Consider the following 25,566-nt stretch of genomic DNA (forward strand, 5'->3'; position numbering starts at 1 on the left):
TTTTTACAATGTGGTAACTTATATTGAGATTGACAGTGGTTTACCGAATATTGGAAATGAAAGAGAAGAAAAAATGACAAAATCCATCGAGAATGAACTTCTCGATGGATTTTGCTTTTTTATGCCGGCATATCAGTTGGTGTTGGTTTTGCATAGCCTTCTTTATAAGTTTCATCAATGATTTGGCGAATTTCTTTTAGACTCTTGCCATCCTGATGCATTTTAGCCGATTGTACAGCAATTTCTAAGCAGACTAAACAACGAGTACCGTGATCATCCCAGACGATGGATCCATCCTCACGTTTTTCCTGAATAAAGCAGTTTAAATTACTTTTATGACCAGAAGATTCGCCACATCCACAATAACATGGCATCCATTCAAGAATTTCTGTAGATTGTCCAGCAACTTGATAAACCAAGCGAATATTTTCTTGTTTACCCTCTAAAAACGTTGGAAGAACATTTGCTGAAGCTGTTTCTTCCTGAATATCGCCTGAAGCATGACTATCCCCTTCATGGGAAGTTTCACCTTCTGTAGCTACATGATCATTTTCAACATTTTTCTTATTTTCTCCACACGCACTTAATAACATTAACGCTAAAACAATAAAAATAGAAACCGTTTTCTTCAACAATAGCGCCTCCTACATGTTTACAATACTTCCATTATAACATCGCTCTCATAAACATTTACATGGAGCCTAGTTGAAAATCAATGAAATATATCTAAACCGCGTGTTTTGTTCATAAAATGTTCTATTTTCTCGCTCAGTAACTTTTTTAAGAAAAAGCCAAAGAGGATAAAGACGAACCAGCAACCAATTAAGAAGATGAGATCTACCCATACAGTTGACCAGATAATGCCTCCAACCGCCTCACGCATCATTTCAATGGCATACGTAAAAGGCAAAAATGGGTTAATGATTTGGAAGAACTTTGGCAATAATTCCACAGGATATGTCCCACCAGAGCCCGCAATTTGTAAAACAAGCATCACAATCGCTAAAGCTTTTCCAACATTTCCAAAGACCGAGACTAACGTATACACAACGGTTACAAATACTAAGCTAATCAAAAGTCCAAACAAGATAAAGTAAGCGGGCGCCTGAATAGAACCGTCAACTAAAAAGGTATCACCGATCGTAATGATGAGGGTTTGTATAATAGAAAAAGTTGCAAACGTTAGTAAGCGGCCAAAATAGATTTCACGGATACTATAAGGTGAATTTTCATGAAGATTTACGGATAATAGTGAAATTAATAATAAACAACCGACCCAAATGGATAGCACTGTGTAAAATGGTGTCATCGCTGTTCCGTAGTTGGCGATAGGGAAAATTCGATGTTCCTTTAGTTTAATGGGCTCTTCAAAGAAATCACGCTCGGCATTGACATCATTCTTTAATAATTGCACAATCTCTGAAATATCCGCTTCATTTTCTAAAGTTCGAAGTTTATTCGCTAGGTCCTTGATTTTTGTACTTAAAGTAGGGAACTCGCTTTGGATTTTCTGGAGAGCATTATTAGCCGTACCTAACGTATTTTTTGCCTGTGTCAATTTATCTGTTGCCTGAGGTATGAATTGTTTTACATCCGTCAACATGGCAGAAGCACTTGTTAATGTACTTTTAGCACTAGACAATGTTGAGCGAATTTGTGGCTCCAATTTATCGTTATAGTAGACCAAGAATTTTTGTAAATTAGCGGTAGCATTTTGTGCGATGTTTTGAATCGCTGTAATATCTTGTTGAATGACGTTTTTATCAATGGGCTGTAATTGTTCAATTTTTGTAAGGATATCTGCATGTAATGTATTTAATTGTTGCAAGTCTTTTAGGGCGTTTAAAGTTGAATCGGTAAAGGTCGGATTATTTTGCAGGGCATCACGTATAGCTGTAAGCTGTTCAATAATTTGTTCATTATCTTGGGCATTACTTTGCTGTAAAGATGCTATGATACGATCTAAGGAATCCTGCAACTGATTTCGGGTTAAAGTATCTGCTTGAATCAACTTCTGTAGCGCCTCAAGTGTTTGAATACTATGCGTTATGTTTTCTTTGGACGTCGACAATTGATTTTTTAATGCTTCTTTTGTTTGGGTGATAGAGGCTGAATCAAGATCAATGCTGTTGAGTTTATTCATAATATCTGTGAAGTGCTGCGCAATATTTTGGACAGTTTGTACATCCTTTTTAATAAGGGGAGATAGCTCATTAAACAGAGCATCTGCTTCATTCACAAGAGTTAGACCTTTTTGAATAGTAGTCAAACCATTTGTTGTTAATTGTTCTACTTGTGGAATTTGTGTGATCGCACGATTGAGTAATTGATCGGCATCCTTCCCTTGGCTAGAAGCCTGTGCTAAAAATGAATTGATATCAGGTAAATGCTGCTCTATAGTAAAGACATAGTTTTCAAATTTTCGAAAATCAGGAATTTCACGTTCCATTTCAAGCCCAATAGTATTAAAAATGGAGAATAGCGTCCCGTTGACCGTTGATACAAATTCACTAGAAACCTGCTGGGTAAGGACACTTGCTCCTTTACTTGTTATTTTAGGGGCAATCGGATTCTTTTTTTCATTTACATAATAATCAATATGCGCTTTAGTTGGTTGCTCTGTCAGAATGGAGGTGAGCTTTTGCGAAAAGTCATTGGGAATAACGATCATGGCAAAATAATCTCCATTTTTCAAATGCTCCATGGCTTGCTGTTCGTTTTCAAGCTCCCACGTAAAGCTTTCATTCGTTTTTAAATTCTCGATTACTTCATTTCCAACATTAATTGCTTCATTTCGAACGGTGGTTCCAGTATCCTCGTTGACAATAGCGATTTTCATATTGGATGTGTGGGCGTATGGGTCCATAGAGGCATAGATATTAAGCCAGGCGTAAAGTGAAGGAAGAAAAATCAATCCGCCCACAATGATAGCTACTACCCAGTTTGTGACAATGTTCCGGATATCCTTCGTATAAATTTGAAATACATGCTGAAACGAGTTTTTCATATAATCACTCCACGTTCAAATTTTGCATGAACTCTCAATATGTATGTTCCCAAATATACTTAAAATTATGTTATAAATGTGAAATATCTTTTTTTAAAGGCGAATTAGTTTACTAGGTTTTCAAAACAATTTATAATCAATCCGGATACACTAAAATTAGGATTTTAGTGTAAAAAAGGAGGTCACTATTCTAGTGAAAAAATTATTAATTATTGGTTCCGTTATTGTTGTATTATTTGCAGCAATTATTGTGCTTACCAATGTCTCAAACAAAAGTAAACTAGAGAGCGCAAACAACCCTTATGGCGATAAAAAGCTGAAACAAGAAACAATTGATCAATTAGATGACAAAAGCTATCAAAACATTATGTTACCAGATGAATTAGAGGCAAAGATTAAAGCAGGTGAACCTGTGAATGCGTATTTCTTCAGCCCGATTTGTGTACACTGTCAAGCATTTACACCTGAATTAATGCCAATTGCAGTTGAACTAGGTGTCGACATTGCTCAATTGAATGTCTATGAATATGAAGATTTATGGGAGAAATATCATATTGAAGCAACACCAACGTTTATCCGTTTTGAAGATGGAAAAGAAGTGAACCGTTTTGTAGGGGCACTAAAAGAAGAGGACTTACGCAACTTCTTAAATACGGTAGTGTTAAAAAAATAATACTAAGGAGACTGTATCAACATTTTGATCAGTCTCTTTTTATGTTGTAGTGTATACTAAAAAGACTGAATAGCTATACACTGGAGGGATTTTTAAATGTCAATGGATGATTTTTTTTACAATGGCGAGCTAATGAAATGCTATGAAGCTGCAAAAATGGTGACAAATGAAGAGGAACTAGCCCTTGCGCAAAAATATATAATATTATTAGAAGAGTATGATTTCTCTCATTATCCAAAGCCGACTCTTTATGGAGAAATACAACATGCAGAACGTGCGGACGAAAGCTATCCAGAATCCGATGCGGTTGTAGGAATACGTGCGATCAAAGATGAAGAAGCATTTGCAATGAATATAAAGCAATTAGAAGAGGTAGCAAAGACAGGAACAGGTAATGAAAAAGCCCAATCCTTCTTTACTCAAGGAGAGCTGTTTTTATTCGCCCATCAATACAATGAAAGTGTCCATTGCTTTCAACAAGCCGTTAAGGAAAATCCAAATAAGGCCGTCTACTGGGGAATGACGGGCCAGACAATGCATCGCTTTGGCTGGATGCCTTTTGATGCGCTTGGTTATTTGGAGCAGGCGATCAATTTAGATCCAACTAACCCTCGTTGGAAATGGAATAAGGCATTAGTTCTTATTCAATTAGCCAAGGATTTGCAAATGGCACCGTTTATGGCGAATGCTGCAATCGCTTTGGAAGAGGCAGTAGTTTCCTGTGGTGAACATCAACGATCATTGAAAGATGCTATTCAAAATACGTTGGATACTATGGATAGCTATGTTTTCTCGTAATTCATTCAGGATGTCTTCCTTTACAAAGGGAGACATCCTTTTGTGAAATGTCTATAGAGAGGGCTTCGTTGCCATATTTCACAATCATGGTATGATAAGATAGAAAAAAATGATTTGTAGATATAAAGGACGGATTTTTTATGGCACAAGAAGTGGCAAATAAGTTTATTGAAAACGTATGTAATCATTTAGTTCGCAATATGAATATTACTAAGGTAGAAGAACATTTTAAAGAAACTATAGCAATGCAACGAAATTCAGCAACTTCGGCTGTTGATTTCTGGGATATGCTAATGATTAATATGCTCTACTTTACTGAGAATGAACAGGCATGGGAACAAGAATTCCTGTTCATGCTAAACGCTAAAAAATGGGTAAAGCCCTCAACTTTAGAAGAGGAATTATTGATGCATCAGATGCGTATCCGACAACAAGTAGCAGAGCAAATGGATACTGTAAAGGAATTGTTCCATCAACAATATGAGACAGAAGGCATGACAGAGGAAGCGATCATCTACGACTATGCATATAGCTCTGCGGGGCATTCTATGCGTATGGATTTATTAACGGTTCTGGTGTCCACACCTGAGCAATCACAAATACTTTTTGACGCAGATCCACTAGAGACCATTCGTGTTGTCAATGGGTATATTGCTTACCATACAGATGGATTAATCAATAAAACAAAATTACTATAGCTTTGTTACAAAGATTGACTGTGAAAGGAATTTGAAGACATGAATACACCATTTACTTTTAAACATACACCACCTACTAATATGGACACTACAAAAAAATACCCTGCTATTTTTTTATTGCATGGTATGGGAAGTAATGAAGACGACTTACCACAATTAGTACAGGACTTTCAAGAACAATGTCATATATTTAGTTTGCGTGGACCCATTACACAAAAACCAGGTTATGCTTTCTTCACTATTCAAGAGGTAGGGCAACCGGATCGTGCTATCTTCGATAAAGTATTAGTGGCTTTACAACGATTTATATTAGAGGCAATTGACGAATATCAAGTTGATCCCCATAAAGTATTTTTATTAGGCTTTAGCCAGGGAGCCGTACTAGCACAATCACTGGCCTTTGTAATGGGGAATTTAGTGACGGGCATTGTCGCATTAAGCGGCTATACACCTAAATTTGTAACAGAGGAATATTCTATTCGCTCTGTTGAACATTTACAAGCCTTTATTTCTCATGGTGATTATGATTATGTTATTCCATCACAATGGGGAATGGAAAGCAAAGAGGTTTTTGAACAATTTGGGGCTACTGTGACATTTAAGCAATATCCAGATGGACATGGGGTAACACCAGATAATATGCGTGATTTAGTGGCATTTTTGGCCCAGCAACTTCAGGGAGATCTTTAATAATAGAAGCCGAGGCAAAATTCGCCTCGGCTTTTTACTTTTCTTGAATAGTAATGATAAGAATCGAGCAAGAAGGTTCAAATTCATGTCAGTCGGTGGTATCATAGAAGATGTTGTGAATGAGCGTACTTTACTAGATAAAAACATGTACTTTATGTGAACTTAGAGACAGAACAGAACTAAAAGGGGTAAAATAATAATTTGATGTGCTAGATGCAAATTTTGTCGCTTTCTATCGATTGTGGCGTGCAGAAATTATGGAGAAAAGGAATTAAGATGAATGGAACAAAATCTGAACTCGGAGCATAAACCGCAATCCTCCGGAACAACACGAGGGAAATCGTCTCGCTCTACTATTTTAGCGCAAACAGTCAAAACAGGAATTATCAAATCTAATTTAATACCAATGTGGGCTGGTTTAACGCTAGGGATGTACAAAAATAAAATGACGTTCATAGACAATATACCAGAAATGATTTTTTCAACAGTTGGTTCTGCCCTTGTCATTGGAGCAGCAGGGGCCTTTAATAATGTGTATGACCGTGATATCGATGCGATTATGCCTCGTACACAAAGCAGACCGACCGTCACTGGGGAAATGTCAGCAAAATCGACTCTATCATTAGCGATAGCTATGTTAATTATCGGATTAGCCGTCTTGGCGCTTGCGTCACCATTAGCAGCGGCATTTGGTTTACTAGGAGTATTTTTATATGTAGTCCCTTACACAATGTGGACAAAACGTCGTACGATTTATAATACAGAAATTGGTAGTATAAGTGGTGCAGTACCGCCATTAATTGGCTGGTCTGCCGTATCGACAGATATTACACATCCTGCAATACTTGGTTTATTTTTTGTGATGGTTATTTGGCAAATGCCGCATTTTTATGCCATTGCAATCCGCAAACGTGTAGATTATGAAGCGGCAAGTGTGCCAATGCTTCCTGTTGTTAAAGGTATGCGCCGTACGTATTATCAAACAAATTTCTATTTAATTTTATTAATTCTATCAAGCTTTTTATTTGGTTCCTTAAGTGTGGGAATTATGCTTGTCGCATTACTATTAAGTATTGCATGGCTAGTAATGAGTATATATGGCTATCATAGTAATAAAGATCAAGTGAAGTGGGCTACTAAAATGTTTGTTTTCTCACTATTCCATATGACCATATTATTCACAACAGTTATTGTGTACTCTTTAGTAGGTGTTATCTTCAAGTTATATTAATAGAAAAACCAACAAGTTAATCGTTACTTGTTGGTTTTTTATGTTCGACTGAGAATATTTGACGACTTGGCCATTCGAATGCGTGTAATTGTCCACCAAATACAGCACCACCATCAATACCGATAATATTGTTTTCACCAAAGTAGACACTGTAATCAGTTGGGTTATGGTGAAGTCTATACGTAGGTGTATGTCCAAAGATAACGGTTTTATCTCCTTGATAGCCTGCATGAAATTCTTCTCGGATCCATAGTAATTGCATGGGGTCTGTTTCTGACATCGCAACGCCTGGTATAACTCCACCATGTACAAATATAGCATCCTCTAATTCAATGTATGTTTCGAAGTTTTCAATTAATTGTAAATGCTCTTCTAGCTTTGGCAACGTTTTAATAAAGCTAGGCAATGTATGGCTAGCAATAGCATCCTCGAAATCGTTCAGCTGGTAGCCGTAGCTTGCTAATGTTGCATCCCCCCCACAAAGTCCTACCCAATGGTTCCATGGTTTAGCAAGGCCAGAACGGCATGCATTGAGCATGATGGCTTCATGGTTGCCGAGGAGAACTCGTGCTCCTTTTCCTTGTAATTCGCTCACTAAATTTAACACACCGCTTGAAGCTGGACCTCTGTCGATGTAATCACCGAGTAAAAAAAGTTGATCTTCATCTGGATTATAGTTTGCTTTTAGTAATAGTTCTTCAAAAAGCGCTAATTCTCCGTGTATATCACTTATTGCTAGAATTCGATTCATTTATGCGCATCCTTTCCAATATCACAGCGGTTACTATTAAGTATAGAAAATATTTCTGCAAATTTCGACTTTCCTAACTTCAACTATCTATCCTTTATAGAAATTTCACAGAATCCATTCTCTTTATCATATGACAAGTAATTTCTTTTCTTTATATATTTGTCTAGAGTGTGTTGATGTAAGTGGGGGAGGAGGGCAAACAACTAACAACAGTAGAAGCAGGAATACTGCTTCTACCATTAGGAGGAGGTCTAGTAGATGGCGGAGGGTTACATCTGTAGCTTTTTCCATGCTTGTTTAGCTACTTGTTCATCAAATGTTGAGATTAGACGAAAATTGTTGTCGTCTAAAATACGGAAATGAAGGCTAATGATATTTTGCTGAAGTCGGAACCCTCCATGCTCATGTATATTTTTCCACCATATGTATCCACCCATTGTTTTATCTTTAGGCTGCAATGTTCCATTATTCGCAATCAAATCCACCACCTCTAATGGTTCACCGCCTAGCTCGTGTTGCAAAATAGTACTGTCACGACACAAAGTACAGACGGCAACAGTAGTTGTCCATCCCGCTAGAATACGCCCCTTTTCAATTTGGACAAGTGTTTTTTTAGATAATCCAAGTAAATCACTCATTTGATCCTGGGTAAAAGCTTTTTCAGTACGGATTAATTTCAGTTTTTCTGAAATGAGTGTGATTAATTGTTCACGATTCATTCTAAACACCCCTTTTTTTCAGATCATTAAGTCCCATTATACATGAAAGTTAAGAAGCATGTTTTTGTTTTAGCTGGGAAGGGAGGTGAAAAGAAAACAGACTGTCCAAAATGAACAGTCTGTGAGAGGTTAAATTTCATATTTTTTCGTATCAGAAATGACACGGAAATGGATGCCTTTTATTTGGGCACTTACTTTATGACGGAGTGTGTCAATATCGACTAGCTCATCTTTACTTTGAACGCACTCAGCGATTTGTTGTAATAACTTTGTAAAAGCTTCTTTAAATAAAGCGCGCATATTATCGAAATCTAGGCTACGGAAACTGCCATCTATATCAAATGCTTCTACAGAATTTAACTGCTTAGAGGCACCTGCAAAACGATCGTCGTACACTGTGTAGTTTTCATCTGTTACGACGATAATATATAATACTTCGCCTGTAATTGTTTTTAATTCAATATTTGTTTTATGTTTTTTTACGTCGGAAATAATGTGTATACCATCTGAATGATATAGTTTAAATAATGTCATGTGTATAGCCCCCTGAAACTAGAATCATATTCCTACTCTCATTATAGCTTGAAATGGCTAATAATGGAATAACGAAAATGGTTTCAAAATAATAAGGTTAGGGCTGTACCTTTGTAATGAGGGACGCCGGTGCACTAATTCGTAGAGGTCGAACCTCGATATAATGTATCTGATGTCCTTGTTGTTCATAAATACTGAAGACATAGGAGCCAAGCTCAATATTTGCGGATGCTTTTATCCCATTATTCACGGATAAGAACCAACCACCTAATGTTTCCACTTCCTCGGCTTCTAATGTTATATTTAGTAAATTTTCTACATCTTCAACAAGCATCTTTGCATTTAATATATAATGGTTTTCTGTGATTTTTCGAATATCTGCAATTTCATCATCGTCAAATTCATCACGAATTTCACCAACAATTTCTTCTAAAATATCTTCAACGGTTACGAGACCTGATGTCCCACCATATTCATCCATTAAAATGGCCATATGAATACGTTCTTTTTGCATTCGTACAAGTAATTCTTGAACAGGGATAGTTTCAATAACACGAATAACTGGATTAATGAAATCTTCGATGACTAATGTCTCGTCTGTAAGCTTCTCAAGTAAACCGTGTGTAAACAATTCCTTTGCATTGATAAACCCTAAAATATTATCGCGGTCGCCATCATAAATAGGGTAACGCGTATATTTTTCAGCGGCAAAATGATGGATGATAGTTGTAAACGAGTCATTTCGTTCAATCCCTACAATTTCTGTTCGAGGAACCATGATTTCACGAGCAATACGTTCGTCAAACTCAAAGACGTTATTTACATATTTAAGCTCTGTTTTATTGATTTCACCACTTTTAAAGCTTTCAGACAGTAATAGTCGCAGTTCTTCCTCCGTATGAGAAAGCTCATGCTCACTTGCAGGCTTCATACCGAAAAAACCAATCAAAACGCGTGCAGAGCCGTTCAAGAACCAAATAAATGGGTACATGATTTTGTAGAAGAACATAATCGGCTTTGCGAAAAGTAGAGTAATCGTTTCCGCTTTTTGAATAGCTGCTGTTTTTGGGGCTAATTCGCCGACAACAACATGTAAGAATGTAGCGATAGCAAAGGCTGTACCAATGGTAAAGATCGTCATATATTTATCTGAAATTCCGATCATTTCGAATAGTGGGTGTAGCATAAATTCAAAAGTTTTTTCACCAACCATACCGATACCAAGAGCTGTTACTGTAATCCCTAATTGACAGGCAGATAAATATTCATCTAAATGACTGACCACTTGCTTAGCAGCAATGGCTTTTGTATTTCCCTCTGCAATAAGTTGATCAAGTCTTGAGGAACGAACCTTTACAATCGCAAACTCTGTTGCCACGAAAAAACCTGTTAAAGCTAATAAAATGGTAAAAATCGATAAGTTTATTATGGTATCCAAATAGTCGTTCTGTAAAAACAGAACGTCACCTCCTAATTATGAATAAGTAAAAGTAAGGATTGCATTAATGCAATACTTTCAGGCGAAACATTCTTTTTAATAGTTTCAATTTTTTTATCATCTTGCTGGTTCATTTGTTCTAGTAGAGAAGCTACATCATGCTCTAAATCTTGCATTTTTAAACGAAGCATTTGTACATCAATTTCTTCATAGGGAGTGATGTTTAATTCATGTTGGATTTCAACGAGTGAAAGCCCTTGTTGTTTGCGCTGTTCAATGAATTGAAGTCGTTCAATCATGAAGGGATCATAGTAGCGATAATTTGTTGCAGAACGTTCTGCTACCAACAAGCCTATGTTTGTATAATAATCGATTGTTCGTTTTGTAATGCCAGTTTTTTCAGCAAGCTCGCCAATTTTTAATTTCTCTGTCCCAATGCAAACACCTCCAAACCATCACGTTGTACTTTGATTATAACGTGATGGTTTTATTTTATTCAAATAAAAGCACCTAATATTTCAAAATTGTAAGACTTATTATAAAAAAACGATTCTGCCAGTTATCATGGCAGAATCGTTTTTAATGCGTTGACAGTAAATAGGTATCATATAGGTGATGGAGTGCTTCTTCACCATTTTTTTGTAAGAGATTTTCATTATTAAAAATAACGATCGTTGTAGTTTGAGAGCTATCAATTTTATCATCAATTATTTTGCATGTAACGTCTACAATGCCTGACTCAGCAAGCTTTTCTTTCAACTCATCATCCCATGGCTGATCAGAAAATAGTGGGGGTTGCCAAGTGCCTCTCACATGTAGCTCATTTTTTTCCGGGTCATAATCCCAGCGTATGTCACGTAAAATAGTTTTAAATAGGTCATTAACCGTGAAAGATGTATCTTTATAGTTAATGTCTATAGCGCGTATAGCATGTACATCTCGACTTACTGCACTAGCCGCGGAGTTTGCCGCTGTGTTGATGCCAGAAGCTGCATCTTTAATTTCTGATAATCGATCACCACAGCCGGTCAGTAGTGCGCAGATGCAAGTCATACAAGCTAATTTTGTCATCCATTTCACAAGTAGTCCCTCCAGTCTAGCATGTTGTTACTACTATCTTATCGAAAAGAAAAATATGAAGAAAGGGCATGAAAGCGGTAGATTGTGACGGTTTTGCAACGATGCGACCTCCACTCGATTGTTCGTCATTTGGGAGTATAGAAGTATGAAAATTTGGTGAAAAACAAGTAGAAAGGGAGCGGTTTGTGATGAAAATTAATGATGAAATTCTTGATCGTTTAGGAACTTATTTTGTTTATCATGCCGTCTACGATAATTATGGCATTACCTTTGAAAACTTTGTGGAGCGTTGGATACGAGGAATTCTGGAAGTATAGTGAAAATAAGCAGGTCTATCGTCAAACGAACTTGTTTGAACGGCTTCTGCTCCAAGCCTTACCATCCGCTGGTGGCAAATAAAAGAGTCGTGTTCTTTATCTGAACACGACTCTCCTGTATATTATTTGAAATGATTGGTGATAAATTGATTGGCTTCTTGCCAGTTATATACCCTTACAACATTGTCAGGGACAGCAAGACGGTTATAAGGCGTATCAAATAACACGACAGGTATTTTTAGCTCCTCTGCCAGCATAACCGCATTATCGTGCTTATCCTCAAAGAAAGCCTCTACATGATGCTTTTTAGCAACTGCTAATTTATCATGGCTACCTAAAAGTTCGATATGATCATAGGGGATAGCCTGAGTTTTAAACCAATTCATTGTAATGTCTGCTACATTTTCGCCTCGTGCCGAAATATAGTAGAGCTCATAAGAATTTTGCCAAGCAGTTAGAATGCTTTTTGCATCTTTTGCCACTTCCGACACTTCGTACATATAAGGCTCGTTTTCTTTAAACCAAGTGTTAAAGGCACTACGATCAACAGGGTGCGGAAAGGCTGATAAAAAATCATACTCACAAACATCATCAAGCGTAATATTTACGTTATATTGTTTATTAATATGTGGGATGAGTGTACTTGGACATGTTACAGTCCCATCAATATCAATACCAAAGCGGGGCTTTTTCATGCTAGTACCTCCTTAGGCATTCGCTTTTTGTGCTTCTTCTGCTGCGCGCTTTTCTTCCATCTCTGCCGCTAATTTATCAATTTCTTTTTTCAACTCTTCAACCATTGTTTCTTCAGGGACTTTACGAACAGTTTTCCCCTTCATGAATAACAAGCCCTCACCTCGTGCACCAGCAATACCGATATCTGCTTCACGTGCTTCACCAGGACCGTTTACCGCACAGCCTAATACTGCTACTTTTAAAGGTACCTTCAATTTAGAAATATATTCTTCTACTTCATTCGCAATGGAAATTAAATCAATCTCAATGCGTCCACATGTTGGACAAGAGATCAGTGTTGCCATATTTGAAGCTAGACCAAAGGATTTTAATAGTTCACGTGCTACTTTTATTTCCTCAACAGGGTCTGCTGAAAGTGAAATACGTAATGTGTTACCAATTCCTTTTGATAGGATGGCTCCAAGTCCAGCCGCTGATTTTACAGTACCAGCAAACAGTGTACCTGATTCTGTAATACCTAAATGTAGCGGATAATTAAAAGCCTTAGCTGCTTTTTCATAGGCTTCAATAGCAAGATTTACGTCAGATGCCTTCATCGATACAATAATATCGTGGAAGTCCAAGTCTTCTAAAATTTTAATATGGTGAAGAGCAGACTCAACCATACCATCAGCAGTTGGATAACCGTATTTTTCTAAAATATGACGCTCTAATGAACCAGCATTTACACCAATACGAATTGGAATACCTTTTGCTTTAGCTGCATTCACGACAGCCTCCACTTTTTCTTTACGACCAATATTACCTGGGTTAATACGTACTTTATCGATACCATTTTCAATGGCTTTTAATGCTAATCTATAGTCAAAATGAATATCAGCTACTAATGGAATATGGATACGTTTTTTGATTTCGGCAATTGCATCTGCAGCACGCTCATCTGGAACTGCAACACGAACTATTTGACAGCCTGCTTCTTCAAGTCGAAGAATTTCTGCCACTGTTGCATCTACATCATGTGTTTTTGTTGTACACATACTTTGAATGAATAATTCATTACTACCACCAATTGTTAAGTTACCGACACGTACAGGACGTGTATTTGTACGGTGACAAATTTCACTCATTAACTTTCTCTCCTTTTCGGGCCACTATTTTCAGCCGTCACTGTCATTTATTTTAGCAGTGTAAGAAAATAAGGACAAGGAAGAAACGCTAACTTTTCATTTTCCGCATTTGTTTTCGAATTCAAACGTAAGAGGAAGCTTAATATTTCCACCGGGAATCAATTCCTGTAATTGTAAGTGTGGGTTTAAGTTGTAAAATAATTGTAAGCGTTCTGGGAATGTCATAGGAACTTTTGCAGGGTGTAAGGCAAATAAACTATGAATGGTATCTCCTTCAATAGTTTGTACGGTGATATAATTTGGCTCACGTTGCTGTTCACATTGGCCATTAGTACTTTTGGTTTGTAAACCAGCAAGGGGGATCGAACCCTCAGTTAAATCTACTTTTACGACAAAAGCGATGACGATAATGATAGCTGTTAAGATGAATGCCCGCAAAAAAATCCCTCCTTTTCTACACTATATTTAGAAGAGGTGGGATTCATGCACATTATTTTGAAATTGGTTGTTTTGGATATTTTGTAAAGGCCACAATTAATAGAACGATCGTCAATAATAAAGAAAAAACAGAGATAATCGTACTGTTAATCGGTAAATATTCTGCTAGCATCGACAATAATGTTGCCCACGTAATGGCAAACGTTGTTGTCCGCCAAATATGACGGTATTCACCACGACGTTTCATCACTTTTAAGATAAATAAACCGGCTAAGGCATAGAGAGCAATTTGTGCAAAAATCAGCATGGTTGTAAAGACAAAAAGCATTAAGAACGTAAACGGATATAAGAGCCATTTAATGCCATCTATGTATTCAGTTAAACCATTTAAACTGTTCATATCAATCGTATCAACAGACATACCCGCTGCAAATCTACCTAAAGAGAATACAGTTACAAGGGTAATGAGTAGAAAAGTATATTGAATAACTTTTCCAATAGGTAGTAAACGATAGGCTGCTAGTTTTTTTGGATGAATGAGACTATCGATAAATAGCTGTGAGTGTTTCATACTATATCTCCTCCAAACAATATATTAACATGTTCAAAGAGCATAGGGTATGAAAGAAGTATGAATGAAGGGAGACTTGATGATAAAATGTTAACATTATGTAAAGAAATTAAAGGATTTCTTTACTTTTTGTTTGTAATCAATTAAAGATTAGAAATAGAGTAGTAGAGACGTAGGAATTGGAGCGAAAACAATTGACAATAGATTGGCAAAGCATACTCTTTCAGTTTTTAGGTGGGTTAGGAGTCTTTTTATTTTCCATTAAATTTATGGGTGATGGGCTTCAAAAATCAGCGGATGATCGATTACGCGAATGGTTAAATCGCTTTACAACTAACCCTATCATGGGAGTTTTAGTAGGCATATTTGTAACAATTTGCATTCAGTCAAGCTCTGCAACGACAGTCATTACTGTTGGGTTAGTGAGTGCCGGATTTTTAACGTTACGTCAAGCAATCGGCGTAATTATGGGAGCAAATATTGGTACAACCATTACAGCATTCATTATTGGTATTAATATTGGTATCTATTTTTATCCCTTATTAGCAATCGGGGCAGGCTGTTTATTTTTCTTAAAAAAAGCAACATATCAACATATTGGTCAAATTATATTTGGCTTTGGTGGCTTATTTTTAGGGCTAGAGCTAATGAGTGCAAGTATGCAGTCACTACATCAACTGGCAGATTTTGCATCTCTAACGCTTCATTTAAGTAATCAACCCATTTTAGGTATATTTTTAGGTACCGTTTTTACCTTGCTTGTACAAAGCTCTACGGCCACAGTTGGTGTGCTTCAAGGCTTATATGCTGAGCATTTGATCGGATTGAACAATGCCTTACCGATTTTATTTGGTGAAAATATTGGTACGACGATTACGGCGGTATTAGCGTCACTGGGCGCTTCTATTTATGCAAAACGGGCAGCCGCTGCACATGTACTTTTTAATGTGATCGGTACAATTATTTTCATGATTTTTTTCACCCCATTTATGCAATATGTTCAATGGGTCAGTGGTTTATTTCATTTAGAGCCTCGTATGCAAATTGCAATTGCTCACGGCTCATTTAATGTATTTAATATGATGATTCAACTTCCCTTTATTGCAGGATTGGCAGCATTAGTTACGAAATTGATACCAGGACATGATGGGCATATCAATGTCACAACTAAGCATTTAGATCCTTCTTTTATTGATTCCTCCCCAGCGATAGCACTTGGCCAAGCCAAAGAGGAAGTATTACGAATGGGTGAGCATGCTTTACGAGGCTTAGAAGAAACATTTCTATATATGAAATCAGGGGAAGCCGAACATATTCCTACAGTTTTACAATTAGAGGCCGGCCTTAATCATCTAGATAATGAAATTACCGATTATTTAGTAATGGTGTCTAAGCAGCCCTTATCTCGTGCAGACTCAGTCAGACATCATACATTATTAACAAATGTGCGAGACTTCGAACGTATTGGTGATCACTTTGAGAATATATTAGAGCTTTTACAATACAAGGATCATCATGAAGTGAGCTTAAGTAAATCGGCACGCCAAGATTTAATTGGCATGTTTAGTTTAGCTATAGAGGCTGTCCGTAAAAGCATAGAGGCTTTAGATACGGCGAGCTTAAGTTTAGCTCAAGAGGTGACAGAGCTTGAAAGTTTGATAGACGATATGGAGGATAAACTTCGTCAGAAACATATTGCACGTTTGAATACGAATGAATGTAGTGGAGCGGCAGGGATTGTCTATATGGACATTGTAAGTAATCTGGAACGTATTGGTGACCATGCGGTTAATATTGCAGATTCAATTTTAGGTATTCGCCATTAACAAAGTGAAACCTTTCACTTTGTTTGTCCGTATGAAAGTCAATGTACGAAAAAGGAGAGAAACTTTATGGAAGTTGTTGGCTGGATTTTAGTAATGGCCTGCTTTATTATTTCATTTGTTGGTTTAGTCTATCCGATTATACCAGGTGTCTTATTTTTAGTCGGAGGATTCCTGCTATATGGCTTATTTTTCTCCTTCGCTGAGTTAAGCTGGTGGTTCTGGGTAATTGAACTATTATTTGTAGTGCTGTTATTTGGTGCGGACACATTGGCCAATGCATTTGGCATTAAAAAGTTTGGCGGCTCCAATGCCGGAATGTGGGGAAGTACTATTGGATTATTAATCGGCCCATTTGTCATCCCTGTGGCTGGGATTTTACTTGGTCCATTTTTAGGGGCAGTTATCGCTGAATTAATTGTAGAGAAGCGAACATTTAGTGAGGCTGTGAAAAGTGGTATTGGCTCATTAGTAGGCTTTTTAACTTCTACTATTGCAAAGGCTGTCATTCAAATCGTGATGATCATTGTATTTTTTATCGCGATTTAATGTTTACATGTGAGGTTTAATGAATGGCACAACCGGGTAAGATAGTAAACGTATTGGTTTTTCAGTCAAAAGGCTGAAATCTTCTAAATGAAGTATTTTTCATTGAATGGTTTGACCAATTTTGATAATCTATTGATGTACTAAATATTTCTTATTTTAGGGAGGAACTTAACAATGGCTTACGAATTACCACAATTAACTTACGCTTACGACGCATTAGAACCACATATCGATGCAAAAACAATGGAAATTCACCATTCTAAACACCACAATACTTATGTAACAAACTTAAACGCAGCAGTAGAAGGCACTGAATTTGCAGAAAAAGACATTAACGACTTAATCGCAAACCTTGATGCTCTTCCAGCTGATAAACAAACTGCTGTACGCAACAACGGTGGCGGACATGCTAACCATACACTATTCTGGGAAGTAATCGCTCCAGGCGGTTCTAATACTCCAGTTGGCGAAGTTGCAAAAGCAATTGATGCGAAATTCGGTTCTTTTGATGCGTTCAAAGAAGAATTTGCAAAAGCTGCTACAACTCGCTTCGGTTCAGGTTGGGCATGGTTAATCGTGGATGGTGACTCAGTTGCTGTTACTTCTACTCCTAACCAAGACTCTCCAGTAATGGAAGGTAAAAAACCAATTCTAGGCTTAGATGTTTGGGAGCACGCATACTACTTAAACTACCAAAACCGTCGTCCAGATTACATCGGCGGATTCTGGAACGTAGTAAACTGGGATGTAGTTGAAGCTAAATTCCAAGCTGCTAAATAATGATTGAATAGAGATGGCTATGCTAAGGTGAGAAATCACTAAGGCATAGCCTTTTTTTATTAGATAAAAGTGCAAAAGAAATGGATAGAACAAAAAGGGCAACCTTTCCACTTTAGATGCCGTCAAATAAATGATGTTTTCCGTAATAATTGTCAAGTGCATGCTTTCCTGTCAAACCTACGAATGGTATACTAAGTATCGTGTATTGAAATGAAAAAATATAAGGAGGGGAATACATATGCGCAAAGCACCAGGGAAAAATCGCGCAGCGAGTGTTAAAGCAAAACATCACTCTAATTTAACATTTCGTATGAATATCCTTTTCTTTGCAATATTTATCGTATTTTCAATGTTGATTTTTAGACTAGGTTATATGCAAATCGTGAAAGGGGAAGAGTATGTACGACTTTTAGAGAGTACAGAAGAAGTTCCTGTCAATACGAGTGTGCCTAGGGGTAGAATGTATGATCGTTACGGTCGTATTTTAGTAGATAATCACCCGGAAAATGCGATTACGTATACGAAAATGCAAACGACTACAACAGATGAAATGCTAAATATAGCTGAAAAGCTGGCACAATTAATTGAACAACCAACGAAACGCGTCACGTTGCGTGATAAACAAGATTTTTGGATTATTAAAAATCATGACGCAGCCTACGACAAAGTGACAAAGGCAGAAGAAGCTGAAATTCGAGCAAAAGAAAATATTACGACAAGTCAAATCAATGCAGAGGTTGATAAACTAGTACGTGAACGCATTACGAATGAAGAACTTTTGCAATTGTCAGAGAAGGATTTAGAAGTATTAGCAATCTTTAGAGAGATGACATCTGGTTATAATTTATCACCTCAAATTATAAAAAGTGAAAATGTCTCTGCAGAAGAATTTGCACGTGTCTCCGAGCGTTTAACGGAACTGCCAGGAGTTAACACAACGACAGATTGGAAACGCGTAAAATTATCTTCTCTATCCATTCTTGGCCGTACAACTGTCCCAACAAAAGGGATACCAAAAGAGAAGCTGAATTATTATTTAGCCCGTGATTATTCACGAAATGATCGAGTAGGGGAAAGTTATATTGAGGCGCAATATGAAGAGCTACTACAAGGTCAAAAAACAGTTGTCAAAAATATTACCAATAAAAAAGGGCAGGTAGTCGATACTATTACAACTTATGAAGGTGAGCCTGGTAAAGATTTAATTTTATCACTGGATAGTGAGCTACAGGCTGAAACGGAAAAAATTGTAGAAGAAGAACTGCTTAATTTAAAAGCTCTTCCTGGATCGTATTTATTAGATCGTGCCTTTTTAATTATGATGGACCCTAATACAGGGGATGTACTATCTATGGTCGGTAAGAAAATAGAAAAGAATCCTGAAACAGGGAAAAGTGAAATTGTTGATTACGGATACGGAACATTTACGACAGCTTATGAGGCAGGTTCATCTGTTAAGGCAGCAACAGTTCTTACGGGGTACAATCAAGACGTTATCTCGATGGGCACTTCTATGGGAGATGAACCGATTAAATTAGCAGGTACGGATTTTAAAAGTTCGATTTTTAACCGTAGTGGCTATGTTCCAATGAATGATTTAATGGCGCTGGAACGCTCTTCTAACTCCTATATGTTTAAAATTGCACTATTGATTAATAGAACACCTTACAGCTATGGGATGCCATTACGTTTAAAGGATGATACATTCCCGAGAATGCGTAATAATTATGCTCAATTTGGGCTTGGTGTGAAAACAGGCATTGATTTGCCGAATGAATTTGGTGGGGTACGTGGTCCATCAGGTCCAACGATGGGTGGTAAAACACTAGACTTAGCGATTGGTCAGTATGACACTTATACTCCTTTACAATTAGCACAATATATTTCAACAATTGCTAATGGTGGCTACCGTATTCAGCCACATGTTGTGAAAGAAGTTCGTGATCCATCACAGGATGGCAAGCAACTAGGACAATTAGTGACTGAAATAGGACCAACTATTCTTAATCAAATAGATAATCCTAAAGAAGAGATTGACTATGTTAAACAAGGGCTACGTCGTGTATATACTGGATCATATGGTACAGCTCGTGGACAATTTTCAAATGCTCCATTTACTGCAGCAGGGAAAACAGGTACTGCAGAGGTAGTTTATTATGGTCCATTGCGCGAACACTTTGGTACAAATACGATTAACTTAACACATGTTGGCTTTGCGCCATATGAAAACCCTGAAATTGCTTATGCAGTTGTTATTCCTTGGGCAACAACTAATATGAATCAACATTTAGTCAATAACAACCTTATTGCTAGACGCTCTCTAGATAAGTACTTCGAATTAAAAGCAAAATATGAGGCTGAAAAAGTAACAGATAGTAAAGTGAATCAGCCAATTTTACCAGCTATTACAGAGGAAAAAATTGGTGAGGATGAGCAAGAATAAGAAAACCGCTAGGCATTGGGATGCCTAGCGGTTATTTTTTTATGGACACAGATAACTGGCGGATGGCTAATTCAAATTGCTCTCTTGGTTTTACGCCATACAGCTCTAAATTATGATAGAAATAAGAAGCTACCATAAAATCAATCGCCTCTTGAAGTGTAAATTCTCGATGTTCCATGATTAGTGATAGATAGGTTTTAAAATAATCGGCATTTTGTACGTTTGCATGTTTCATGACAAAGGTCAAACTCCTCATTCATTACGCCTTACCAATATAATGTCCATATCTTCTCGTTGAAAATCTGTGACATCCTCTGAAGGCTTTATCTTTCCCTTCTGTAGAAAGGGGGTATACCTAGCTTATATGTTGGTACAAAAACTTTTACTGAATCAAGATAAAGTAATTCCTGACACAATTGATTATTATAGCATCTTTCAAATAAGAATCAAATTCTAACCTCTCTACACTCAGAAGGTCGCTTCCCTCAAACATAGAAGTGTATGGATTGATCGCTTTCATTGGATGTGGGTGCAGATGTAAGTAGGAAAAAATGCAAAATGTGGGCACAGCTATGACAAAGCGAAGATTAATTGTAAATGCGTCTTTACAATCGTTTACAAAGCATTACATTCCTTTACATCTCTTTTACGAACCGTTTATACGACTTCAACAATCAGTCATTATAGTAAAGATTGTAAGACAAATAACTATAAAACAGTTCATGACGGAGGCAAATGAGATGAAAAAGTGGAAGTACTTAACGATGACAGCAGTAATGGGTTCTGCATTAATGCTAGGTGCATGTGGTAGCGATTCTGCACAAAATGGAAACAATACTGAAACGAACGCACCAGCTAGTTCAGGACAAGAAGCTGCTGATGAAAAGCTACAAGGCTCTGTAGCTGGAGATGGCTCATCAACAGTTGCACCAATTATTGAGGCAGTTGTTGAAGAGTATGCAGGCGCACAACCAGATGTCAAAGTATCAGTGGGGGTTTCTGGTACAGGTGGTGGTTTTGAAAAATTCATCGCAGGTGAAACAGACTTTTCAAATGCATCTCGTAATATAAAAGATGAAGAGAAAGCGAAACTAGGAGAAGCTGGTATTGATTATACCGAGCTAGCTCTAGCATATGATGGTTTATCAGTAGTCGTGAATCCAGAAAATGATTGGGCGAAAGATTTAACAGTAGAACAATTACAAAAGATTTGGATTGAAGATGGGAAAGAGAAAAAATGGTCTGACATTGATCCATCTTGGCCAGATGAGAAAATCGTTTACTATTCACCAGGTACTGATTCAGGCACATACGATTACTTTGATGAAATCATTTTAGATGGAGCGGATCTAGTAAGCTCAGCAACACTATCAGAGGATGATAATATGCTAGTTCAAGGTGTATCAGGTGACAAAAACGCTATCGGATTCTTCGGTTATGCTTACTATCTAGAAAATAAAGATAAATTAAACATTGTCAAAGTAAATGGTGTAGAGCCAAATAATGAAACAATTGAAGCAGGCGAATATACGCCACTTTCACGCCCATTATTCACATATGTGAAAAATAGTGCTATGAAAGATAATGAAGCGGCATATGATTTCATTAAATTTACATTAGAAAACGCAGGTGATATGGCTGAAGCTGTTGGCTATGTTCGTTTACCTGAAGAAAAATATACTGAAGGCTTAAAAACTTTAGAAGGCTTAAAATAAGTAGACATGCATAGAGGGAAAGAGATGTATGCTCTTTCCCTCCCTTATTTGAAAGGAGCTCCCAATGGTTTCTCAAAAGGAAAATAAGACATCATCTGTGCAGCAATTAATTGCAAATTCGCGCAATCATAAAACTAAGAAAATAGTGGAAAAAGCAATGCCAGCTCTATTATTTTCTGCAGCAATTATCTCTATTTTAACGACATTTGGCATTGTTTTCACCCTTATTTTTGAAACGTTTGAATTCTTTAAACGTGTGTCGATAACGGATTTCCTGTTTGGAACGAAGTGGTTACCGTTTTCAGGGAATGAACCGTTGTTTGGGATTTTGCCGTTAATCGCTGGTACATTAAAAGTGACACTTATTGCAGTTGTAGTAGCCGTACCATTTGGAATTGCTTCAGCTATCTATTTAAGTGAATATGCAAGTGAAAAAACAAGACGTACCGTGAAACCTATTTTAGAAGTTTTAGCGGGTGTACCGACGATCGTTTACGGCTTCTTTGCTTTAACGTTTGTCACACCTTTATTACAAGAAATTGTGCCTGGACTTAAATTATTTAATGCACTGAGCCCAGGGATTGTTGTAGGGATTATGATTTTACCAATGATCACTTCTCTATCTGAGGATGCCATGTCATCGGTACCCAATAGTATGCGCGAAGGGGCTTTAGCTCTAGGTGCAACAAAATTTGAGGTAGCGATTAAAGTAGTACTACCTGCTGCACTTTCCGGCATTATCGCATCTATAGTATTAGCTATTTCCCGGGCAATTGGAGAAACGATGATTGTTTCGCTTGCAGGCGGATCAACACCGAAATTTGATCTCAATGTTACGGATTCTATCCAAACAATGACAGCATACATCGTACAAGTTTCAACAGGTGATGCAGGTTATGGAACAACTATTTACTACTCAATCTATTCTGTTGGATTTACACTATTCATCTTTACGCTAGTAATGAATTTACTTGCACACTATATTTCGAAACGCTTCAGGGAGGTTTACTAGATGCGCTATATGGATGACACAGTCGTCATGAAACGAATGACAAAGCGTATTACATTCAATAAAGTTTGGAAAACCTTATTTTTCTTAGCTACTACGTTTGCGCTTGTTACCTTAGCTATTTTGCTTTACCGCATTGTGACACAAGGAATTGATTATTTAAATATTGATTTCTTAATGAATTTTGCATCACGTTTTGCAGATAAAGCAGGTGTCAAAGCGGCCCTAATAGGTTCACTGTGGTTAATGGCAGTTGTAGCGCCAGTATCCATTATTTTAGGTGTAGGTACGGCAATCTATTTAGAGGAATATGCCAAGAAAAATAGAATTAACGACTTTATTCGTATGAATATCTCAAATCTAGCAGGTGTACCTTCCATCGTTTTTGGATTACTAGGTTTAACTATTTTTGTACGCATGATGGGACTAGGCAAAAGTGTTTTAGCTGCTGGCTTAACAATGAGTTTATTAATTTTACCTGTCATTATTGTAGCGGCACAGGAGGCCATTCGTGCAGTACCCAATGAACAACGTGAAGCTTCATATGGGATGGGCGCAACAAAATGGCAAACAATTTTACGAGTGGTTCTTCCAGCCGCTATTCCTGGTATTTTGACAGGAAGTATTTTGGCTATGTCCCGTGCCATTGGGGAGACAGCGCCACTTGTTGTCATCGGAATTCCAGTTATTTTACAATTTTTACCGAATGGTTTACTAAGCCAATTCACAGCCCTACCGATGCAAATCTATGATTGGGCAAAACGTCCGCAAGAAGCATTTCAGTATGTGGCCGCAGCTGGTATTTTAGTGCTTATGACTGTTCTTCTATTGATGAACTCTATTGCCATCTTTATTCGAAATAAATTCCAAAAACGTTATTAATGAGGTGACCTTATGGTACTGGATTTTAAAGAGGAAAAAACAATTGTCAAATTGAATCAAGCGACGACGAAATCTTCCGCTGATATAGCGAAAAATATTGTTTATGATACACGTAACTTGAATTTATGGTACGGTGATCATCAAGGCCTAAAAGATATTAATTTAAGTATTTATGAAAATGAAGTGACGGCAATTATCGGGCCTTCTGGCTGTGGTAAATCTACGTATTTAAAAACATTAAACAGAATGGTAGAGCTTGTTCCTAGCGTTCGTACATCTGGTGAAATTTTATACCGTGAGCGTAATATTTTAAATAAAAACTATACGGTAGAGGAATTAAGAACACGCGTAGGAATGGTGTTCCAAAAGCCAAATCCGTTCCCAAAATCTATTTATGATAATATTGCGTACGGACCAAGAATTCATGGCATTAAAAATAAAAAGATTTTAGATGAAATAGTTGAAAAGTCTCTGAGAGGGGCTGCCATTTGGGATGAGGTCAAAGATCGTTTAAATCAAAATGCCTACGGTTTATCTGGTGGTCAGCAACAGCGTATTTGTATTGCAAGATGCTTAGCGATTGAACCAGATGTCATTCTAATGGATGAGCCAACATCTGCATTAGACCCTATTTCTACACTAAAAGTGGAAGAGCTTGTGCAAGAGTTGAAAAAAGACTATTCCATTATCATTGTGACCCATAATATGCAGCAAGCTGCACGTATCTCTGATCGTACAGCGTTCTTCCTGAGTGGAGAAGTTGTAGAATACGATAAAACAGATATCATCTTCCAAACACCATCAGATCAACGTACGGAAGATTATATTTCAGGACGTTTCGGCTAAGGAGGAGCAATCGATGGTAGTACGTGAACGTTTTGAACAGGAGTTAAAAGAAGTTCAGGGGCAATTTATGGCACTTGCCAATAGCAGTATTTTCGCCTTAAAAACGTCCTTTGAGGCGTTAGTGGAACAGAATTTAGAAAAAGCTTTGAAAATACTTGAAGACGATTTAATCATAAACCGGCTTGAAGAAGAAATAAATGACCATGTAATCCTTATGATTGCTAAACAACAACCTGTAGCAACCGATTTACGTCGTCTCATGGTCCTTGTGAAAGCAGCAGCAGATATGGAAAGAGTGGGCGATTATGCGGTGAATATCGCCAAAGAAGCGATTCGAATTGGAAAAGAACCGATTGTGTTCCCTATGACAAATCTACAAACGATGTGCAATAAAACTGTAGAAATGCTAGAGAGCATCATGAAGGCCTTTACAGAGGAAGATACTGTTCGTGCTAAAGAAATCGCTGAACTAGATGATTATGTGGATGATTTATATGGAGCTACGGTTACACTCTTGCTACGTGCAGGCGTTGAAGACCCCGCACATATTTCTCAAATTACTCATCTAACATTTATTTGCCGATATTTAGAGCGTTCTGCCGATCATGCTACTAATATCGCTGAACACCTTTTTTACTTAGTGAAAGGCAAGCATTATGAATTAAATAATTAGGAAGAGGCTGGGACAAAACCCACCTCTAAATTAAAAAGCGTGTGAAATTTTACGATCAGTAAAATTTCACACGCTTTA

General features: G+C 37.3%; 28 protein-coding genes. 15 read left to right on the top strand and 13 right to left on the bottom strand.

What is annotated here, in order from left to right:
* Window positions 1–119 precede the first annotated feature (119 nt).
* Together AC1Q6O_RS11425 and AC1Q6O_RS11430 are read right to left on the bottom strand one after the other, a co-directional pair.
* Window positions 120–632, bottom strand: a complete 513-nt coding sequence (locus tag AC1Q6O_RS11425; RefSeq protein WP_008178374.1) for a PCYCGC motif-containing (lipo)protein — start codon at window positions 630–632, stop codon at window positions 120–122.
* 80 nt (window positions 633–712) lie between these two features.
* The gene (locus AC1Q6O_RS11430) at window positions 713–3,007 is read right to left on the bottom strand and encodes a YhgE/Pip domain-containing protein (RefSeq protein ID WP_492401230.1); all 2,295 of its coding nucleotides are present in this window, start codon (window positions 3,005–3,007) and stop codon (window positions 713–715) included.
* A gap of 193 nt (window positions 3,008–3,200) precedes the next feature.
* On the opposite strand from AC1Q6O_RS11430, the gene AC1Q6O_RS11435 reads away from it, so the two are divergent.
* The 5 genes from AC1Q6O_RS11435 (at window position 3,201) to cyoE (ending at window position 7,097) form a co-directional block, all read left to right on the top strand.
* Complete coding sequence (locus tag AC1Q6O_RS11435; protein ID WP_492401232.1) at window positions 3,201–3,680, top strand: thioredoxin family protein; 480 nt, start codon at window positions 3,201–3,203, stop codon at window positions 3,678–3,680.
* Between the two features lie 96 nt (window positions 3,681–3,776).
* A complete protein-coding gene (locus AC1Q6O_RS11440; RefSeq protein WP_008178368.1) occupies window positions 3,777–4,478 on the top strand; it encodes a tetratricopeptide repeat protein in 702 nt (233 codons plus the stop codon).
* A 140-nt stretch (window positions 4,479–4,618) separates the two neighbouring features.
* Window positions 4,619–5,176 carry a hypothetical protein gene (locus AC1Q6O_RS11445; protein ID WP_492401234.1) on the top strand — a complete coding sequence of 186 codons (558 nt, stop codon included), beginning with the start codon at window positions 4,619–4,621 and terminating at the stop codon, window positions 5,174–5,176.
* Between the two features lie 39 nt (window positions 5,177–5,215).
* Window positions 5,216–5,866 (top strand): alpha/beta hydrolase, encoded by a 651-nt coding sequence (locus AC1Q6O_RS11450; protein WP_089986123.1) that lies wholly within the window; start codon window positions 5,216–5,218, stop codon window positions 5,864–5,866.
* Between the two features lie 280 nt (window positions 5,867–6,146).
* A complete protein-coding gene (gene cyoE / locus AC1Q6O_RS11455; RefSeq protein ID WP_036127120.1) occupies window positions 6,147–7,097 on the top strand; it encodes a heme o synthase in 951 nt (316 codons plus the stop codon).
* A gap of 16 nt (window positions 7,098–7,113) precedes the next feature.
* Here the strand turns inward: cyoE and AC1Q6O_RS11460 are convergent, their stop codons facing one another.
* The 6 genes from AC1Q6O_RS11460 to AC1Q6O_RS11485 all read right to left on the bottom strand — a co-directional run bounded on the left by AC1Q6O_RS11460 (window position 7,114) and on the right by AC1Q6O_RS11485 (window position 11,610).
* Window positions 7,114–7,848 carry a metallophosphoesterase gene (locus tag AC1Q6O_RS11460; RefSeq protein WP_008178362.1) on the bottom strand — a complete coding sequence of 245 codons (735 nt, stop codon included), beginning with the start codon at window positions 7,846–7,848 and terminating at the stop codon, window positions 7,114–7,116.
* Between the two features lie 269 nt (window positions 7,849–8,117).
* Window positions 8,118–8,567: a helix-turn-helix transcriptional regulator gene (locus tag AC1Q6O_RS11465; RefSeq protein ID WP_239355460.1), complete on the bottom strand. Its 450-nt coding sequence runs from the start codon at window positions 8,565–8,567 to the stop codon at window positions 8,118–8,120.
* Window positions 8,568–8,696: 129 nt separating this feature from the next.
* Window positions 8,697–9,101 (bottom strand): hypothetical protein, encoded by a 405-nt coding sequence (locus tag AC1Q6O_RS11470; RefSeq protein ID WP_239355459.1) that lies wholly within the window; start codon window positions 9,099–9,101, stop codon window positions 8,697–8,699.
* Between the two features lie 97 nt (window positions 9,102–9,198).
* Window positions 9,199–10,539, bottom strand: coding sequence for a hemolysin family protein (locus AC1Q6O_RS11475; RefSeq protein WP_008178355.1), 1,341 nt, complete (start codon window positions 10,537–10,539; stop codon window positions 9,199–9,201).
* 32 nt (window positions 10,540–10,571) lie between these two features.
* On the bottom strand, window positions 10,572–10,976 hold the full coding sequence (locus AC1Q6O_RS11480) for a MerR family transcriptional regulator (RefSeq protein ID WP_307723792.1): 405 nt from the start codon (window positions 10,974–10,976) through the stop codon (window positions 10,572–10,574).
* 142 nt (window positions 10,977–11,118) lie between these two features.
* Window positions 11,119–11,610 (bottom strand): hypothetical protein, encoded by a 492-nt coding sequence (locus tag AC1Q6O_RS11485; protein ID WP_239355467.1) that lies wholly within the window; start codon window positions 11,608–11,610, stop codon window positions 11,119–11,121.
* Between the two features lie 197 nt (window positions 11,611–11,807).
* Here AC1Q6O_RS11485 and AC1Q6O_RS11490 point away from each other — a divergent pair, with 197 nt between their 5' ends.
* Complete coding sequence (locus AC1Q6O_RS11490; protein WP_008178349.1) at window positions 11,808–11,936, top strand: hypothetical protein; 129 nt, start codon at window positions 11,808–11,810, stop codon at window positions 11,934–11,936.
* 122 nt (window positions 11,937–12,058) lie between these two features.
* Here AC1Q6O_RS11490 and AC1Q6O_RS11495 read toward each other — a convergent pair whose 3' ends face one another.
* The 4 genes from AC1Q6O_RS11495 to AC1Q6O_RS11510 form a co-directional block, all read right to left on the bottom strand.
* Window positions 12,059–12,631 (bottom strand): 5' nucleotidase, NT5C type, encoded by a 573-nt coding sequence (locus AC1Q6O_RS11495; RefSeq protein ID WP_008178348.1) that lies wholly within the window; start codon window positions 12,629–12,631, stop codon window positions 12,059–12,061.
* A 12-nt stretch (window positions 12,632–12,643) separates the two neighbouring features.
* Window positions 12,644–13,759 carry a flavodoxin-dependent (E)-4-hydroxy-3-methylbut-2-enyl-diphosphate synthase gene (gene ispG, locus AC1Q6O_RS11500; protein ID WP_008178346.1) on the bottom strand — a complete coding sequence of 372 codons (1,116 nt, stop codon included), beginning with the start codon at window positions 13,757–13,759 and terminating at the stop codon, window positions 12,644–12,646.
* A gap of 96 nt (window positions 13,760–13,855) precedes the next feature.
* Window positions 13,856–14,197: a hypothetical protein gene (locus tag AC1Q6O_RS11505; protein ID WP_008178345.1), complete on the bottom strand. Its 342-nt coding sequence runs from the start codon at window positions 14,195–14,197 to the stop codon at window positions 13,856–13,858.
* 52 nt (window positions 14,198–14,249) lie between these two features.
* Complete coding sequence (locus AC1Q6O_RS11510; RefSeq protein ID WP_008178344.1) at window positions 14,250–14,768, bottom strand: DUF1189 family protein; 519 nt, start codon at window positions 14,766–14,768, stop codon at window positions 14,250–14,252.
* Window positions 14,769–14,962: 194 nt separating this feature from the next.
* Here AC1Q6O_RS11510 and AC1Q6O_RS11515 point away from each other — a divergent pair, with 194 nt between their 5' ends.
* The 4 genes from AC1Q6O_RS11515 (at window position 14,963) to AC1Q6O_RS11530 (ending at window position 20,363) form a co-directional block, all read left to right on the top strand.
* On the top strand, window positions 14,963–16,594 hold the full coding sequence (locus tag AC1Q6O_RS11515; protein WP_036127105.1) for a Na/Pi cotransporter family protein: 1,632 nt from the start codon (window positions 14,963–14,965) through the stop codon (window positions 16,592–16,594).
* Between the two features lie 66 nt (window positions 16,595–16,660).
* Entirely contained in the window at window positions 16,661–17,140 is a 480-nt protein-coding gene (locus AC1Q6O_RS11520; protein WP_492401237.1) for a DUF456 domain-containing protein, read from the top strand.
* Between the two features lie 174 nt (window positions 17,141–17,314).
* Window positions 17,315–17,920 carry a superoxide dismutase gene (locus AC1Q6O_RS11525; protein WP_008178341.1) on the top strand — a complete coding sequence of 202 codons (606 nt, stop codon included), beginning with the start codon at window positions 17,315–17,317 and terminating at the stop codon, window positions 17,918–17,920.
* Between the two features lie 238 nt (window positions 17,921–18,158).
* A complete protein-coding gene (locus tag AC1Q6O_RS11530) occupies window positions 18,159–20,363 on the top strand; it encodes a peptidoglycan D,D-transpeptidase FtsI family protein (protein WP_008178340.1) in 2,205 nt (734 codons plus the stop codon).
* Window positions 20,364–20,394: 31 nt separating this feature from the next.
* Here the strand turns inward: AC1Q6O_RS11530 and AC1Q6O_RS11535 are convergent, their stop codons facing one another.
* Entirely contained in the window at window positions 20,395–20,598 is a 204-nt protein-coding gene (locus AC1Q6O_RS11535; RefSeq protein WP_342530001.1) for a hypothetical protein, read from the bottom strand.
* Between the two features lie 505 nt (window positions 20,599–21,103).
* Between AC1Q6O_RS11535 and AC1Q6O_RS11540 the strand changes: the two genes are divergently transcribed.
* The 5 genes from AC1Q6O_RS11540 (at window position 21,104) to phoU (ending at window position 25,488) form a co-directional block, all read left to right on the top strand.
* The gene (locus tag AC1Q6O_RS11540) at window positions 21,104–22,078 is read left to right on the top strand and encodes a PstS family phosphate ABC transporter substrate-binding protein (protein WP_031416968.1); all 975 of its coding nucleotides are present in this window, start codon (window positions 21,104–21,106) and stop codon (window positions 22,076–22,078) included.
* A gap of 64 nt (window positions 22,079–22,142) precedes the next feature.
* Window positions 22,143–23,090 carry a phosphate ABC transporter permease subunit PstC gene (pstC, locus tag AC1Q6O_RS11545; RefSeq protein WP_008178337.1) on the top strand — a complete coding sequence of 316 codons (948 nt, stop codon included), beginning with the start codon at window positions 22,143–22,145 and terminating at the stop codon, window positions 23,088–23,090.
* Window positions 23,091–23,969 carry a phosphate ABC transporter permease PstA gene (pstA, locus tag AC1Q6O_RS11550; protein ID WP_036127097.1) on the top strand — a complete coding sequence of 293 codons (879 nt, stop codon included), beginning with the start codon at window positions 23,091–23,093 and terminating at the stop codon, window positions 23,967–23,969.
* 12 nt (window positions 23,970–23,981) lie between these two features.
* Window positions 23,982–24,815, top strand: a complete 834-nt coding sequence (pstB, locus tag AC1Q6O_RS11555; protein WP_008178335.1) for a phosphate ABC transporter ATP-binding protein PstB — start codon at window positions 23,982–23,984, stop codon at window positions 24,813–24,815.
* A gap of 13 nt (window positions 24,816–24,828) precedes the next feature.
* A complete protein-coding gene (gene phoU, locus AC1Q6O_RS11560) occupies window positions 24,829–25,488 on the top strand; it encodes a phosphate signaling complex protein PhoU (protein ID WP_008178334.1) in 660 nt (219 codons plus the stop codon).
* Window positions 25,489–25,566: the final 78 nt, after the last annotated feature.

This window comes from Lysinibacillus sp. GW823-FHT06C08, assembly GCF_058795135.1.

What these genes read in the sequence shown, in the direction of transcription:
- pstC (WP_008178337.1), top strand. Translation starts at nt 22,143, where the DNA reads ATGGTTTCTCAAAAGGAAAATAAGACATCATCTGTGCAGCAATTAATT.
- pstB (WP_008178335.1), top strand. Translation starts at nt 23,982, where the DNA reads ATGGTACTGGATTTTAAAGAGGAAAAAACAATTGTCAAATTGAATCAA.
- AC1Q6O_RS11470 (WP_239355459.1), bottom strand. Translation starts at nt 9,101, where the DNA reads ATGACATTATTTAAACTATATCATTCAGATGGTATACACATTATTTCC.
- AC1Q6O_RS11430 (WP_492401230.1), bottom strand. Translation starts at nt 3,007, where the DNA reads ATGAAAAACTCGTTTCAGCATGTATTTCAAATTTATACGAAGGATATC.
- AC1Q6O_RS11465 (WP_239355460.1), bottom strand. Translation starts at nt 8,567, where the DNA reads ATGAATCGTGAACAATTAATCACACTCATTTCAGAAAAACTGAAATTA.
- AC1Q6O_RS11520 (WP_492401237.1), top strand. Translation starts at nt 16,661, where the DNA reads ATGGAAGTTGTTGGCTGGATTTTAGTAATGGCCTGCTTTATTATTTCA.
- AC1Q6O_RS11445 (WP_492401234.1), top strand. Translation starts at nt 4,619, where the DNA reads ATGGCACAAGAAGTGGCAAATAAGTTTATTGAAAACGTATGTAATCAT.
- AC1Q6O_RS11440 (WP_008178368.1), top strand. Translation starts at nt 3,777, where the DNA reads ATGTCAATGGATGATTTTTTTTACAATGGCGAGCTAATGAAATGCTAT.
- ispG (WP_008178346.1), bottom strand. Translation starts at nt 13,759, where the DNA reads ATGAGTGAAATTTGTCACCGTACAAATACACGTCCTGTACGTGTCGGT.
- AC1Q6O_RS11450 (WP_089986123.1), top strand. Translation starts at nt 5,216, where the DNA reads ATGAATACACCATTTACTTTTAAACATACACCACCTACTAATATGGAC.
- AC1Q6O_RS11535 (WP_342530001.1), bottom strand. Translation starts at nt 20,598, where the DNA reads ATGAAACATGCAAACGTACAAAATGCCGATTATTTTAAAACCTATCTA.
- AC1Q6O_RS11510 (WP_008178344.1), bottom strand. Translation starts at nt 14,768, where the DNA reads ATGAAACACTCACAGCTATTTATCGATAGTCTCATTCATCCAAAAAAA.
- pstA (WP_036127097.1), top strand. Translation starts at nt 23,091, where the DNA reads ATGCGCTATATGGATGACACAGTCGTCATGAAACGAATGACAAAGCGT.
- phoU (WP_008178334.1), top strand. Translation starts at nt 24,829, where the DNA reads ATGGTAGTACGTGAACGTTTTGAACAGGAGTTAAAAGAAGTTCAGGGG.
- cyoE (WP_036127120.1), top strand. Translation starts at nt 6,147, where the DNA reads ATGGAACAAAATCTGAACTCGGAGCATAAACCGCAATCCTCCGGAACA.
- AC1Q6O_RS11525 (WP_008178341.1), top strand. Translation starts at nt 17,315, where the DNA reads ATGGCTTACGAATTACCACAATTAACTTACGCTTACGACGCATTAGAA.
- AC1Q6O_RS11495 (WP_008178348.1), bottom strand. Translation starts at nt 12,631, where the DNA reads ATGAAAAAGCCCCGCTTTGGTATTGATATTGATGGGACTGTAACATGT.
- AC1Q6O_RS11540 (WP_031416968.1), top strand. Translation starts at nt 21,104, where the DNA reads ATGAAAAAGTGGAAGTACTTAACGATGACAGCAGTAATGGGTTCTGCA.
- AC1Q6O_RS11460 (WP_008178362.1), bottom strand. Translation starts at nt 7,848, where the DNA reads ATGAATCGAATTCTAGCAATAAGTGATATACACGGAGAATTAGCGCTT.
- AC1Q6O_RS11485 (WP_239355467.1), bottom strand. Translation starts at nt 11,610, where the DNA reads ATGACAAAATTAGCTTGTATGACTTGCATCTGCGCACTACTGACCGGC.
- AC1Q6O_RS11490 (WP_008178349.1), top strand. Translation starts at nt 11,808, where the DNA reads ATGAAAATTAATGATGAAATTCTTGATCGTTTAGGAACTTATTTTGTT.
- AC1Q6O_RS11530 (WP_008178340.1), top strand. Translation starts at nt 18,159, where the DNA reads ATGCGCAAAGCACCAGGGAAAAATCGCGCAGCGAGTGTTAAAGCAAAA.